Origin of the sequence: Halomonas sp. McD50-4, assembly GCF_022348135.1 — a bacterium.
Taxonomy (GTDB): Bacteria; Pseudomonadota; Gammaproteobacteria; order Pseudomonadales; family Halomonadaceae; genus Vreelandella; species Vreelandella piezotolerans.
In genome coordinates this window covers 57,500-70,906 of sequence record NZ_JAKRFG010000006.1, presented here as the reverse complement: position 1 = coordinate 70,906, position 13,407 = coordinate 57,500, and the positions used below count along the sequence as shown (strand labels likewise).

Annotated in this window: 12 protein-coding genes; 3 read left to right on the top strand and 9 right to left on the bottom strand. The window is 57.7% G+C overall.

Features of this window, described 5'->3' with window-relative positions; genetic code table 11:
- The first annotated feature begins 43 nt into the window (after positions 1–43).
- The gene (locus tag MHM85_RS09205) at positions 44–946 is read left to right on the top strand and encodes a helix-turn-helix domain-containing protein (protein ID WP_219862250.1); all 903 of its coding nucleotides are present in this window, start codon (positions 44–46) and stop codon (positions 944–946) included.
- Positions 947–952: 6 nt separating this feature from the next.
- On the opposite strand, the gene MHM85_RS09200 is transcribed toward MHM85_RS09205, so the two are convergent.
- From MHM85_RS09200 to mdlC, 6 genes are all read right to left on the bottom strand, one after another.
- Positions 953–2,242 (bottom strand): TRAP transporter large permease, encoded by a 1,290-nt coding sequence (locus MHM85_RS09200; protein ID WP_219862252.1) that lies wholly within the window; start codon positions 2,240–2,242, stop codon positions 953–955.
- Positions 2,232–2,759, bottom strand: a complete 528-nt coding sequence (locus MHM85_RS09195) for a TRAP transporter small permease subunit (RefSeq protein WP_219862253.1) — start codon at positions 2,757–2,759, stop codon at positions 2,232–2,234. The genes MHM85_RS09200 and MHM85_RS09195 overlap by 11 nt, the downstream gene beginning before the upstream one ends.
- Before the next feature lie 12 nt (positions 2,760–2,771).
- Complete coding sequence (locus tag MHM85_RS09190; protein ID WP_139526065.1) at positions 2,772–3,797, bottom strand: TRAP transporter substrate-binding protein; 1,026 nt, start codon at positions 3,795–3,797, stop codon at positions 2,772–2,774.
- 348 nt (positions 3,798–4,145) lie between these two features.
- Complete coding sequence (locus tag MHM85_RS09185; protein ID WP_219862255.1) at positions 4,146–5,597, bottom strand: aldehyde dehydrogenase; 1,452 nt, start codon at positions 5,595–5,597, stop codon at positions 4,146–4,148.
- Between the two features lie 51 nt (positions 5,598–5,648).
- Positions 5,649–6,668, bottom strand: coding sequence for a TRAP transporter substrate-binding protein (locus MHM85_RS09180; protein WP_219862257.1), 1,020 nt, complete (start codon positions 6,666–6,668; stop codon positions 5,649–5,651).
- Positions 6,669–6,741: 73 nt separating this feature from the next.
- A complete protein-coding gene (gene mdlC, locus MHM85_RS09175; protein WP_219862259.1) occupies positions 6,742–8,328 on the bottom strand; it encodes a benzoylformate decarboxylase in 1,587 nt (528 codons plus the stop codon).
- A gap of 99 nt (positions 8,329–8,427) precedes the next feature.
- Between mdlC and MHM85_RS09170 the strand changes: the two genes are divergently transcribed.
- Both MHM85_RS09170 and MHM85_RS09165 read left to right on the top strand, forming a co-directional pair.
- Positions 8,428–9,327 carry a LysR family transcriptional regulator gene (locus tag MHM85_RS09170; protein ID WP_219862261.1) on the top strand — a complete coding sequence of 300 codons (900 nt, stop codon included), beginning with the start codon at positions 8,428–8,430 and terminating at the stop codon, positions 9,325–9,327.
- Positions 9,328–9,554: 227 nt separating this feature from the next.
- The gene (locus MHM85_RS09165; protein WP_219862262.1) at positions 9,555–10,664 is read left to right on the top strand and encodes a 2-dehydropantoate 2-reductase; all 1,110 of its coding nucleotides are present in this window, start codon (positions 9,555–9,557) and stop codon (positions 10,662–10,664) included.
- 146 nt (positions 10,665–10,810) lie between these two features.
- Here the strand turns inward: MHM85_RS09165 and pcaG are convergent, their stop codons facing one another.
- The 3 genes from pcaG to MHM85_RS09150 are packed head-to-tail and all read right to left on the bottom strand — an operon-like array spanning position 10,811 to position 13,404.
- Entirely contained in the window at positions 10,811–11,455 is a 645-nt protein-coding gene (gene pcaG / locus MHM85_RS09160; protein ID WP_219862265.1) for a protocatechuate 3,4-dioxygenase subunit alpha, read from the bottom strand.
- Between the two features lie 15 nt (positions 11,456–11,470).
- The gene (gene pcaH, locus MHM85_RS09155; protein WP_219862268.1) at positions 11,471–12,202 is read right to left on the bottom strand and encodes a protocatechuate 3,4-dioxygenase subunit beta; all 732 of its coding nucleotides are present in this window, start codon (positions 12,200–12,202) and stop codon (positions 11,471–11,473) included.
- Positions 12,203–12,234: 32 nt separating this feature from the next.
- On the bottom strand, positions 12,235–13,404 hold the full coding sequence (locus MHM85_RS09150; RefSeq protein ID WP_219862270.1) for an alpha/beta fold hydrolase: 1,170 nt from the start codon (positions 13,402–13,404) through the stop codon (positions 12,235–12,237).
- Positions 13,405–13,407: the final 3 nt, after the last annotated feature.

Below are 13,407 nucleotides of genomic sequence, written 5' to 3'. Positions count from 1 at the left end.
TCGACATTGCATCACTCAACCTTAGTCGTAAAGGAGAGCCCCCATGACGCCCTCGTCGAACGCTCCCGTTCCCGTCTTCAAGCTCTATGGCGAAACGCAGCACTGGCCGACGCCCGACTTGCTCCACTGTGAGTCCATTCCCGAGCGCAGCCGCCTGCATGACTGGCGTATCCGCCCCCATCGCCATGCCGACTTGGTGCATATTTTATTGATTGATCAGGGGAGCGTATCGCTGGAGTTGGAGGGTACGCGTCATGAGCTGCAAAGCGTGGCCGCCATTGTCGTTCCCGCCATGGCGATTCACGGGTTTCACTTTTCACCCGACGTACAAGGACACATCATTACCCTAGCCAAGCCGCTGGCCGAACACTTGCATACCCTGCTGGGCGAAAGCAGCGCCCTTAAAAAGGCCGATTTCTTTCGCCTATCGCTGGCTCATGAGCAAACGCGCATTACCACGCTCGTGACCCAGATCGATCGCGAGTATCGCCAGCCAGCGCCTGGACGCAGCCTGCTACTCGAAGCGCTGATCCAGGCACTCGTCGTCGAGCTTTCGCGGCTTGGCCATGCGGTCGGTAGCCCTAAAAGGCGCTATACCCCTCGCCAAAATGACAAGGGGCAGCAACATGTCGAGCAGTTTCAAACGCTCATCGAAACGCATTACCGTGAGCAGCCCAGCATCGAGTGGCTGGCCGGGCAAGTGGGGGTGAGCAGTGCACATTTGAACATGCTCTGCCGCCAACTCGCCGGGCGCAGCGCCCTACAGTTGCTACACGAACGGCTACTGCTAGAGGCCAAGCGCCAGCTTACCTACACCAACATGACCATTGGGCAAGTTTCTGACAGCTTGGGCTTCTCCGAACCGGCCTACTTCACGCGCTTTTTCAAACGTAATACGGCGCTGTCACCTCGCGATTTCAGAACGCGTCAATCGCAAGGGCGTTAACCCGCCTTAGAGCAAAAAGAAGGTCGACAGCACCGGAAAGAGGATCAACAGCGTCAAGCGGAGCAAATCAGACACGACAAAGGGTGTCACGCCCTTGAAGATCTCCCCTAGCCCGACATGCGGTGCCATCGCTTTGATGACGAACACGTTCATCCCCACCGGCGGGGTCATGAGGCCCAGCTCAACGGTCAGTACGGTCAAGATACCGAACCACACCGGGTCGATGCCCATTGCCTGAATGATCGGGTAGACCACCGGCACGGTGATCACCAGCATGGCGATGGAGTCCATGAACATCCCCAGCACGAAGTAGAGCGCCAGGATGCACAGCACCACGACGATGGGCGTGAGGTCCATGCCGTAGAGCAGATCCGTGATGGAGAACGAAATGCGCGATACGGAGATGAAGTAACCCAGCGTTTCCGCCCCGACCAGCATGAAGAACACCACCGCAGAAAGCGCCAGCGTCTCCTGTACGCTGTGCCATAGCTGGGCACCGCGCATGCCCTTCGCCAAGGCGTAGAGCAGCGTGGCGAAGGCGCCGACACTGGCCCCCTCGGTGGGCGTAAAGGCACCGAAATAGATCCCTAGAATCATCACCAGGAAGACGCCAAAGAACGGTACCAAACCGGTCAGCGAGAGCAACTTCTCTTTCCAGGCAGTGGGTTGACCCGCTACCGCCAGGGAGGGGCGCAGATACATCACCACGGTAATGGTCAGCGAGTACATCACCAGTCCCAGCAGGCCGGGAATCAGCCCCGCCATGAACATATCGCCCACGGACTGTTCGGTAAGAATGGCGTAAATCAGCAGCGCGATACTGGGCGGAATCATGATGCCCAGTGTGCCGCCAGCGGCCAGCGCACCGGTCGCCAAGCCACGGTTATAGCCGTAGCGCTCCATTTCGGGCAGTGCCACTCGCGTCATGGTGCTCGCCGTCGCCAGCGATGAACCGGAGATGGCGGAAAAGATGCCGCAAGAGCCCACCGCTGCAATGGCCAAGCCGCCTTTCCAGCCACCGCAAATGATCCGAGTCGAATCAAACAGCTTACCGGCCATCCCCGAGTGAGCCGCGAGTACGCCCATTAAAATGAACATGGGTACGGCGCTGAAGCTGTAGTTGGAGAGCACCTCGACCGGTACGGTTTTCAACTGTGCAACGGCGGCGTCCCAACTGATGATCTGAGCAAACCCCACCACACCGACGATCAGCATGGTCAACGCGACCGGGACGCGCAGAATCATCAGTACCAATAACAGCCCTAGCCCAATGGCACCAATCGCTTCACTCCCCATGAGCTGCCTCCTCACCGGCCGCATAGATCATGCCTAGCAAGGCGTGAATGGCGCTGCGCAATCCCAATAGCAAACTCAGCACCGCTGCCAATTGGTAAATCGGCCCCATGGGCAATCGCAGGTCTTGGGTGACCTCCCCGTGACGCGTCGCGGCGGCAGCAGAATCCAGCAGCCCAACGAACAGGACCAACCCCAGCGCCATGAAACCGAGCAAAAAGACGCCTTGCACACGATTCTTGATGGCTTGTGGCAAGCGGTGAGAGAACGCCTCCACCACTACTTGGCTTTTTTCGACATTGGCCGCCATCGCGGCCAGTAGTGCGAACAGCATCAAGTAGCTCACCAGCTCCACACTTCCGGAGACACGCAGCGCAATCGCGCCCTCGGTCAACCGGGAAAGATAGCGTGTGCTGACATCGGCCATGGTGACCCCCAGCAGGCCAATCAAAGCGACCCCGGCCACTAAGCGACAAATGAGGGCCAGCCAATGGCTGGCCCGATAAAAAGTAGACTGCATGACACATTACCCCTATTGGGCGCTGCAAGACTCGCTGGCTGCCAACGCCGCCTGATAGACGTCGCGCGCCTGATCGAGACCACGCTCTTCCAACTGCGTCAGGTAGTTTTCAATACCTGTTTGAAGCGGCGCCTGCCAGTCGGGATGCTCCAGCGGGTTTTCGATTTCGCGAATCGTGTGGCCCGCTTCGACGGCCTCTTGCTTGCCTTCTACGTCGAGTCGGTCAAACACTGCACCGGCGTTTTCAGCCCACTTCATACCGGAGTTATTGTCGATCACCGCCTGCTGCTCGGGGGTCAGGCTGTCGTAGCTGCGCTGATTCATGGTGGCCACGAAAATCAGCGTGTAGAACGGCACCTCGGTGTGGTAGTTGACGAGTTCGTTGATACGGAAGCCTTTCAAACCCTCCCACGGAAAGCTCAGGCCCTCGATCACGCCGCGCTGCATGGAGGTATAAATGTCGGGTGCAGGCATGCCTACCGGACTCGCCCCCATATTTTCCAGCATCTCACCCGCCACTGCGGTGGGGCGACGAATGCGCAGACCCTGCAGATCGGCGGGGGTTTGCACGTCGGTATCGATGGTGTGGATGCCACCCGGGCCCGTGGTAAACATGAAAAGCGGACGAGTATCTTCGTATTCGCTGTCCAAATGGCCGTCGTCGTAGAGCGTCTGCAGCACACAGGCCCCTTGGGTCGCGGTGCTGGCGACGCCCGGTAGCTCAACGATTTGCGACAGCGGGAAACGGCCCGCCGTATAGCCCTGGGCGGTAGCGCCGATATCGGCAATCCCATTGGCGGCGGCTTCGTAGATGGAGTCCGGTTTGGCTAACGTACCGGCGGGAAACATCTGAATGGTCAGCTCGCCGTTGGACTCTTCGGCAATGGTATCGGCCCAGGCCTGCAACACATCCTGGTTGACGCCCGACGGGCCAGGCCAGAAGTGGGCCATACGTAGAGTGGTTTCTGCCTGCGCAGCGCTAATGGAAAGTCCTGCAATGGCGGCTGCCAGCACGCACCGAGCAAAGGTATTTTTCATGGGGGACTCCAGGCTTATTTGGATTATTGTAAGTTCGCAGAGCGAATACTAGTTCGCTTTAAGGGATCACATTAGTCCACTATCAGGCGTAAGGCTAATCGACATTCGTCTATGTCCAAGCAGCATAGGACGCCTTGCTACCCGCGCCATCACTATCAAGCCGTGTTCCAGCCCTCTGATCTTTGCTAACAGCAAAATAGAATCAAAAAATTGGACTTTTACCAGATAGATTCACGACCATCGTCGAATGACCTCACGATTTGCCATTTCCTGATACATCCATAAAAAAGCCGCCTTCACTCGTGCAACGGCGGCTTGCTGACAAATGCAGAAGTACCAGGCGCTTTTCTAGATGGGATAGTGGCGCGGGCCAAGCTGCAGGGTCATCCAGCGCAGATTGGTGAACTCCTCGATCCCGGCCTTACCGCCAAAGCGTCCATAGCCGCTCGACTTAACGCCGCCAAAGGGCATCTGGGGCTCGTCGTGCACGGTGGGAGCGTTGATGTGGCAAATACCCGACTCGATGCGCTGGGCAAACTGCATCGCCCGGGCGGTGTCGCGGCTGAAAACGGCGGCCGACAGGCCATATTCGCTATCGTTGGCCACGCGTAGGGCTTCCTCTTCATCCTTAACGCGCATCAGCGCGACCACCGGGCCAAACGACTCTTCGCCATACAGGCGCATCGCCTTGGTCACCCCATCCACCACGGTGGGCTGCATGATGACGCCTTCGGCTTGACCACCGCAGGCGATACGAGCGCCATGCTGCTGGGCGTCGTCCAGCAGGGCGTTGAGCTTCTCGCCCGATTCGCGATTGATTAGCGTACCCAGCGCATTGCCTTCACCACGTGGATCACCCGCGCGCAGCGTTTGCGCCTTGCGAGCCAGCTTGTCGACGAAGGCGTCGGCGACCGCATCCATCACGATCAGCCGTTCGGTGGACATACAGATCTGCCCCTGGTTGAAGAAGGCGCCAAAGGCGGCGGCCTCTACGGCAGCGTCCAGATCGGCATCGTCAAGCACCACGAACGGCGCTTTACCGCCTAGCTCCAGCAGAACCGGCTTGAGATGACGCGCTGCTTTTTCGGCAATGATGCGCCCCACCTGGGTAGAGCCGGTGAAGTTGATACGCCGTACGGCTTGATGCTCGATCAGCGCCTCGACGACTTCGGCGGCCTTTGGCGGCGCATTGGTCACCACATTGACGATGCCATCGCCCAACCCCGCCTCGATCAGCACCTCCCCAATCAGGTGGTGGGTCGCGGGGCACTGTTCCGAGGCTTTGAGAATCACCGTGTTGCCACACGCCAGCGGGGTGGCGATGGCCCGGGTACCCAAAATGATCGGCGCGTTCCAGGGAGCGATCCCGACCACCACGCCGCAGGGAACCCGCACGCCCATCGCCAGGTTGTCGGGCACGTTGGAAGGGATGACCTCGCCATTCACTTGCGTGGTCAGCGACGCCGCCTCGCGCAGGATGTTGGCGGCGACCATGACATTGAAGCCCGCCCAACCCGGCGTAGCGCCGGTTTCGTCCACCATGCGCTCGATGAAGTCGGCCTGGCGCGCCTCCATGATCTCGGCCGCCTTGAGCAGCTTGGCGCGCTTTTCGCCGGGGCCGGTCGCTGACCAGGCCGGAAAGGCGCGGACTGCCGCCTCAGCGGCGGCCTGGGCATCGCTAACCGATGCGGCCGCTATGCAGCTGACCGTTTTTCCGCTCAGCGGGTTGGTGTGTTCGAAGGTAGCAGACGCGCGAGCTGAGCATGAATGGCCGCCGATTAGCAGATCGAGAGTGTTCATGGCGTACTCCTGGAATATAAATGGTAAGACGGATGACCGTTGCGCCAAGATTTATTCTTCACACTGATCGCGTAACGCTAACGCTTTCTCGTAAACAGCGCGGGCACTATCTAGGCCCCTCTGCTCGAGTTGCGCTAGATAGTTTTCAGTGCCTTGTTCGAGTGGAGGAGCCCAGACGGGATCATTGAGTGGATCTTCAACCACATGGATGGTATCGCCCTGCGCCAATGCCTCTGCACGACCAGCCTCGTCAATATCATCAAAGACTTGCCCCGCCTTACTCGCCCATACCATGCCACTATTGTTATCAATCACTGCTTTTAGTTCGGGGGAGAGGCGATCATAAGACGCCTGATTCATAGTGGCCACGAACGTGCCCGTATAGTAGGGCAACTCCAAATGATGATTCACTAACTCATTGATACGGAAAACCGTCATGGCTTCCCAGGGGAAACTCAAGCCGTCTATCACGCCACGCTGCAGCGACGTATAAATATCCGGCGCAGGAATGCCCACGGGGTGCGCGCCCATACTGGTCAGCATTTCCCCTGCTACCTCGCTGGGATGACGCATCCTCAGGCCAGCCAAGTCAGCGGGCGTTTCGACTGCGGTATCTTGTGTATGCAAATAGGCTGGCCCAGTGGTGAATAGAAATAGCGTATGGGCATCGTCATACTCCTCGGCTATATCCCCTTCATCATAGAGTGTCTGTAAAATGCAGGCCCCTTGCGATGCGCTCGTCGATACGCCAGGAAGCTGCACGATTTCGGAGAGAGGGAAGCGGCCGGAAGTATAGCCTTGTACCGTGATGGCAATGTCAGCGATGCCATTCACCGCTGCTTCGTAAGCTTTGTCAGCCTTGCTCAGCGTTTGAGAAGGGTAGATTTCTACTTTCAACTGGCCATTCGACTCCTGCTCGACTCGTTGCGCCCAGGCTTGATAAATTTCCTGGTTAACCGTCGAACTGGCAGGCCACAGGTGGGCCATGCGGAGTGTCGTATCAGCATTAGCCGACGTACATAGAACGGCTGTCGATAGGCCGACTAACAGTGGCGATAGGGTTCTTTTCATGAGGGTGCTCTCTGTCATTGTTATTACCTTCATTGTTTGGCGTGATTACAACGCCCTTGGATATAGCTTCGTATCAAGGCTCTATCGTTGTCGTCGGCACCTCCAGCAATATCGGGCGGGAAGCCTTCAGCGCTCGGCATAGTGCCTCCTCGAAGGTCTCGAGCGTCTCTGTACGAACCGCCTCAACGCCATACCCCCTAGCCAATTCGCAAAAATCCAGCCCAGGCACATCGAGCCCTGGAGCGTCTTCAGCATCCAGCAGCCGTGAGAACCAGCGTAGCGCTCCATAGGTATCGTTCTTGAGAATGATAAAGACCACCGGGACGTTGTACTGGGCGGCGCTCCACAACGCGCTGATAGCATAATTCGCTGACCCATCACCGATGACCGCGATCACCTGCCGATGGGGCTGAGCGAGCTGGACGCCCACCGCAGCGGGCAAGCCAAAACCGAGCCCGCCTGCCGCCGGAAAAAAGTAGCTTCCAGGGTGGCGCATCTCAACGCGCTGCCAGAAAGCAGACACCGTCGACGTCGACTCTTTAACGTAGATCGCGTCCTCTGGCGCGAGGGCGTTAAGTGCGTCAAAGACACTCTCCGGCGCTAAGCGCCCAGTGGAAACCGCCTGAGGTGATGGCAAAGGAAGAGGACTGGGCAGCGCACGGTCACGTTGTGGTAACAACGGCAGCAGCGCTTCCAGCGTGGCATGGATATCGCCAACGAGAGCGTGTCCCACCGGAGCGCGGGCCGCCTCTTGCAGGTCGCCGGTCAAATGCAACAGTGTTGCACCTTGAGGTATATAACGACCCGGCGCATATTGATGATAGCGAAACACTGGCGCACCAATCACCAGTATCAGGTCATGGCCTTCCAGCTTGTCTGAAATACCCGAAATGGCCGCCGGTAGTACACCGCGGAAACAGGCATGGCGCGTGGGAAAGGGGCAGCGCGACGCCGAGGGAGCCACCCACACCGGCATACAGAGTCGTTCGCTCAGCTCTACGGCCAGTGCATTGGCACGAACGGCATCCACCTCCGGCCCCAGTACCAACACAGGGTCATGCGCTTGTTGGAGAGTTTCAGCCAAGGCGTCCAGCTGGGAGACCGATGGTAAACCGGCATGGCGAACATCGTGCTGAACGACTTGATCTGCGTCACCTTCGAGTTCGTGGTCCCAGTCATCATAAGGAATCGAGACATAGACCGGGCCCCGGGCGGGCAGGTTCGCCATGTGAATCGCCTGGCTCAATGCCCTCGGTACATCCTCTGCACAGGCAGGCTCGTAACTCCATTTAACCAGTGGGCGCGGAAGTGACGCGGCATCGACATTCGCCAGCATCGCCTCAACACCGATCATAGAGCGCGCCTGCTGGCCTGCCGTAATGACCAACGGTGAATGGGAATACCAGGCATTGGTCAGCGCCCCCATCGCATTGCCGGTTCCCGCGGCGGCATGTAAGTTGACCAGTACCGGCTGCCCGCTGGCCAGGGAGTAGCCGTCGGCCATGCCCACCACCACGCCTTCATGAAGGCCCAGAATGTAACGGAAGTCTTCAGGGAAGCTCTTCAAGAACGGCAGTTCATTGGATCCCGGATTACCGAAAACGGTGTCGAGGCCCTGTCGGCGCAGAAGCTGGTAAGTAATAGCGTGTACGGTTGGCATATGTGGCCCTAGCGTGAAGACGTTTGTTTCACACTAATGGGCCTTTAAAAATCCATCAAATCAATATATGTTCTACAAATTATAAATGGTGTCTATTCTATGGCGGCTATCGATCTCAATCTGGTCAGGGTCTTCGTCACTCTCTTCGATGCCCGTAGCGTCACGGTCGCGGCGGATCGATTGAACGTGACCCAGCCGTCCGTCAGCTACGCGCTATCGAGACTGCGCGACCTATTTGACGACCGTCTTTTTGTACGTTCTCGCGACGGCATGGAGCCAACCTTCACTGCGATTCAGCTCTACCCAACGCTGCGCGACTCGCTCGCTCAGATCGACAGTACGCTGGAGGAAAATCGCGAATTCGTTCCGTCCTCATCGCATCGCCGCTTTCGACTAGCGCTGACGGATCTCGGTGAACTGGCACTACTGCCCCGCATTCTCTCTCACATGCACACCGAGGCGCCAAACGTGGAGTTGGAAGTCATTGCGTTGGAAATCGACAAGGTTGAGGAGTGGCTGGCGGCAGGGAAGGTGAATGCGGTGATCTGTAGTCGACCGATGACTGCCTCGGGCGTAGCGCGCCAAGTCATTCTCAAGGAGCGATACGTTTGCCTGCTGAATCAACATCACCCAACGATTGGTGACCATCTCAGCCTGGAGCAATTCATGGAGGCCAAGCATGCTGTGGTTGCCGCTTCGTCAGGGCATGGCCTGGCTGAAGATGTGCTGGCACAGCGTGGGTTAAAACGCAAAGTTAGCCTCGTGGTGCCCCACTTCTCTATTTTACCCAGAGTGCTCCAAAAGAGTGACTTAGTCGTGATTCTACCTCAGCAAATTGCGTCCAACTTCGTAAATGAAGCTCCTTTGAAAGCACTTGAGCTGCCGTTCGAAGTGCCCCCATTCGATGTAACACTTTACTGGCAGGCACATACGTCGCGTTCACCCGCTCAACGTTGGTTCTGTGAAAGCATCATTACCGCCATCACTGAGAAACAGTAAGTTTCGGCAAATACAAGCCGCCTTCGCAAGCCCAGCTATTTTTGCAACACCTTCACTTCTTCATATACGTTTACGCACCGACTCAACACCAAGCAAACAGAACGTAACATCTCAATGAAATACCGCCCCCAACCGTCACGCTTGAAACGATGAACGGCGACATTGCCAACCAACAGAATAAACACTATCTATAAATATTCCTCAAACTATCTATTTGATTTATTAGCATGCGGCACGATACAAGTGATAGTCAACAAGCCATTGATGGATGGCTATCAGCCCAGTTAACAACCATCCAATACGCTTACTCCGTTGCAAAAAAGCCAACAAAAAACATGTGCACAGATTTATCAAGAGGACAAATAGTGGATAACCCAAACAGAAAAAGACCTCGTATCGCTATCCTCGGCGCAGGAGCAATGGGTGGACTCATCGGTGGAAGCCTTTCCGAAGGAGGCGCGGACGTTACCCTGATTGATGTCAATGCAGAGCACGTTGCCGCTTTGCGCCAGAAGGGGCTCAAGCTCAAGACGGATAAAGGAGAACGGTTCATTCCTGTCCCGGTGCTTTTTCCTTGGGAAGTAAGTCAAACCTATGACCTTATTATAGTTTTCACTAAAACAATGCACACCAAGTCGGCAATAACAGCCATACGTTCAGCCATAGACTCTCATACTGTCCTCTTAAGCCTGCAAAATGGGCTCGATAACAAGCTTTCTTTAATGGAGTTCGTCGATCAAAAGAACATCATCATCGGCATTACCACTTACCCTGCAGACACGAAGCAGACAGGGTGTGTGGAGTCTCACGGTGAAGGTATCGTCAAGCTTGCTGCCGCCTCGACCTCGGCTGCACCACCGATACTTAACGATATTCCTGAACTCTTCACGCATAGCGGGATAAGAACCATCGTTGCCCCCCAGGTAGAAGTCGCCATTTGGGAAAAAGTCATCTTCAATGCCGCTTTGAACGGCCTCTGCGCAATCACTCGCTCGACCGTTGGCCAAATAGCGGCTAATGCGGATACGAGGGAGCTTGCATTCCAAATTATCGATGAACTTTGTACGACCGCTCATGCGTGTGGCTTTGCGGTTCAGAATGAGCGTATCGAGAAAACCGTGAGCGAAGCTCTGGAACGCCACACCTCCCATAAGCCCTCTATGCTTCAGGACGTGCTAGCAGAAAGGCCTACCGAAATCGAAGCGATTTGTGGCGCTGCCGTACGCCGTGCGGAAGAACACCGCATCGCGGTGCCTGTTACCCGCACTATTCTGAAGCTTGTTAGGCATATCGACTGGCGCTTAGAAGTGGCTACATCGATTAATCATTCTCAATGACATTCTCAAGAAATCTGCTCGATGAGCGTTCAAGCTAACGTTGAGTAGCGGATAGCTGATTGGGCCATTAGTGCGAGTCTAGGGCAAATGATATGGGCAGCCAACTGGCTGCCCATATCATTGCTTGCCTACCCGCCTGCTTAAAATCAAAAATCAAAAAACACCGTCTCACCCTCACCCTGTAAGCAGATATCCAGCCGGTAACGCACCTTGCCACCCACCTCTTCGCGCTGGGCGATCAGCGTTTGGCGGCGCGTCGGTGACTCGATGCGCGAAAGCACCGGGCACTGAGCGTTCGCTTCGGCCTCATCGTCGAAGTAGAGGCGCGTTTGCAGGTGGATGTTCACTCCACGGGCAAAGAGCGTCAGGTTGATGTGTGGCGCCATCAACTGCCCGCTGGGGTGTTTCACCGCGCCGGGCTTGATGGTGGTCAGCGACCACTCGCTGCCGTGATCGAAGGTGGTCGCGGTGCGGCCAAAGCTGTTGAACGGTTTTTTAAGGTCATAATCGGCTTGGTAGTCGCCGTGAGTATCGGCTTGCCACGCTTCTAAAAACGCATCGCGCACCAGGTCGCCGTTGCCGTCGATCACGGTGCCGACGACCTCGATATGCTCGCCCTCGGCGTCGGGCTTGGCCATCTCGTTCCAGATTTCTTCGTCGCGCACGGGGTTACCCGCCGCGGCTAGGGCAAGACCGATATGTACGTAGGGGCCAGCCGTTTGCGAGGCGGTTTCCCGCAGCATCAGATCGCTTGTCGGCTGGGTATTGGGCTGAATAGCGGGCTGTTTCATGAGATTCCCCTAGCCTTACTGGTTTTCGAAATAGGTTTGCAGCTCACCGCGCACCACGATGTCAAAACGGTAGGCCAGACAGTCCATCGGCTTGCTATGGGCCATATCGAGCCTTCCGATCATGGTGTCCACCGCGTCGGGGTCCCTGAGTGTGTGCACGATGGGGCACAGGGGAATCAGCGGGTCACCCTCGAAGTACATCTGGGTGATCAGCCGCGTCGAGATCGAAGGCCCGGTGACCGAGACGTGAATATGCGCGGGCCGCCAGCTATTCATATCGTTGGGCCACGGGTAGGGGCCGGGCTTGATGGTGCGAAAACGATAAAAGCCCTGCTCGTCGGTCAAACAGCGCCCTACACCGCCGAAATTAGGGTCCAGCGGTGCCAGGTACTTATCGTTTTTGTGGCGGTAGCGCCCACCGGCGTTGGCCTGCCACATTTCTACCAGGGTGTGCGGTACTGGCTTGCCAAACTGGTCGACCACGCGGCCAAACATGATGATGCGCTCGCCCTGGGGAAGTCCGCCCCGGTCTGGATCCTGGCGGAAGTTCAGCAGCAGGTCGTTATCGTGGGGCCCCATGCGCAGGTGGCTAAAGTCCGGGCCGGTCAGTTCGGAAGCAGTGGGTTGCTGCATACTCACCAGCGCCTGCTGTGGCGAACGCGCCACCGAGGTTTTATAGCCCGGCGCATAGGCGGGCGGATGCCAGTTGCGGTCGCGTGCCACAAAGCGTTTGTTGTCGTGGGTCATCGCCCTTACCTCTTATCCATGATGTTGATTCGCTACTCGCCCCACCCCAGCTCTTTGGCGAGGGCAAAGGCGTGGTTGGCCGCCGGAACGCCGCCGTAAATCGCCACATGCATCAGCACTTGGCGCAGCTCGGCGTCGGTCAGTCCAATCCGCTTGGCGGTTTTCAGGTGCAGCGTGAGCTCTTCGCGACCCAGGGCGGCGAGAATGCCGGTGGTGATCATGCTGCGCTCACGGCGGGTGAGATCGTCGTTGCTCCACAGCTCGCCCCAGGCCAAGCGGGTAATCATCTGCTGGAAGGGCGCATCCAGGCGGTTGGCGTTGGCGGTGGAGCGCGCGACGTGCTCCTCGCCCAATACCTGCTTGCGCGTCTCCAAGCCGGTCGCATAAGCCACGCCGTGGTTGGCCACGTCGCTTAAATCCCTCATTAGTACGGCGAGGAGTTTCTCCGCAAACAGCGCCGGGGCTTCCACCGAAGGCACATGGCCAACGCCGTCAAAAATCTCTAGCGGTGCGCCATCGAGCTCTGTCGCCAGGGCGTCCAGCGTCGCGGGGGGCGTGGCCATATCTTCACTGCCGCCAAACAGCTGCACTTTCGTGCTCTTGCCTGAGAGCTTGCCAGTAAAGGTATCGCGACCCAGCATTTCGCACAGCTGGGCGTAGGATTCATCGTCGCCACGGCCCATCTGGGTACACCAGCCCGCTTTCAGCGCGGGGCTTGCCTCGAACGCCGCTTTGGCAAACCAGCGCGGCACGATCTCTTCAGACATCGCCGCTAGGCCTTCCTGGCGAACGCGGCCGGCGCGCGTGTTCCAGAGATCTGGATTGCCGATCACGGCGCCAGTGTTGGTCAACGTCGCGGAAAGCAGGCGGTCGGCATGTTCGGCAATCAGCTGCTGGCCCACTACCCCTCCAATGGAGGTACCGGCAAAGTGAAAGCGCTGCGCGCCCGCCAGGTCTACCAGCGCCAATGCCTCCGCCGCGAGATCAGCAGGGGCGATGCGATCCCCACTCACCGCTTGGCTGGCCCCGTGGCCGGGGAGATCCCAGGTCAGCACCCGATAGCGGGGCAGCAGTGCGGGAATGACGTCATCCCACACCGCTTGGCTCATGCCCAACGGGTGCGCCAGTACGACCAGCGGGTTGCCTTCTGCGCCGAGCAGGCGGTAAGCCACGCCGCGGCCATTGATGGTAAGAAATGCCATGAC

Excerpts from the sequence above, each read along its gene's own strand:
- MHM85_RS09205 (WP_219862250.1), top strand. The coding sequence starts at position 44 with ATGACGCCCTCGTCGAACGCTCCCGTTCCCGTCTTCAAGCTCTATGGC.
- MHM85_RS09200 (WP_219862252.1), bottom strand. The coding sequence starts at position 2,242 with ATGGGGAGTGAAGCGATTGGTGCCATTGGGCTAGGGCTGTTATTGGTA.
- MHM85_RS09195 (WP_219862253.1), bottom strand. The coding sequence starts at position 2,759 with ATGCAGTCTACTTTTTATCGGGCCAGCCATTGGCTGGCCCTCATTTGT.
- MHM85_RS09190 (WP_139526065.1), bottom strand. The coding sequence starts at position 3,797 with ATGAAAAATACCTTTGCTCGGTGCGTGCTGGCAGCCGCCATTGCAGGA.
- MHM85_RS09185 (WP_219862255.1), bottom strand. The coding sequence starts at position 5,597 with ATGAACACTCTCGATCTGCTAATCGGCGGCCATTCATGCTCAGCTCGC.
- MHM85_RS09180 (WP_219862257.1), bottom strand. The coding sequence starts at position 6,668 with ATGAAAAGAACCCTATCGCCACTGTTAGTCGGCCTATCGACAGCCGTT.
- mdlC (WP_219862259.1), bottom strand. The coding sequence starts at position 8,328 with ATGCCAACCGTACACGCTATTACTTACCAGCTTCTGCGCCGACAGGGC.
- MHM85_RS09170 (WP_219862261.1), top strand. The coding sequence starts at position 8,428 with ATGGCGGCTATCGATCTCAATCTGGTCAGGGTCTTCGTCACTCTCTTC.
- MHM85_RS09165 (WP_219862262.1), top strand. The coding sequence starts at position 9,555 with ATGCGGCACGATACAAGTGATAGTCAACAAGCCATTGATGGATGGCTA.
- pcaG (WP_219862265.1), bottom strand. The coding sequence starts at position 11,455 with ATGAAACAGCCCGCTATTCAGCCCAATACCCAGCCGACAAGCGATCTG.
- pcaH (WP_219862268.1), bottom strand. The coding sequence starts at position 12,202 with ATGACCCACGACAACAAACGCTTTGTGGCACGCGACCGCAACTGGCAT.
- MHM85_RS09150 (WP_219862270.1), bottom strand. The coding sequence starts at position 13,404 with ATGGCATTTCTTACCATCAATGGCCGCGGCGTGGCTTACCGCCTGCTC.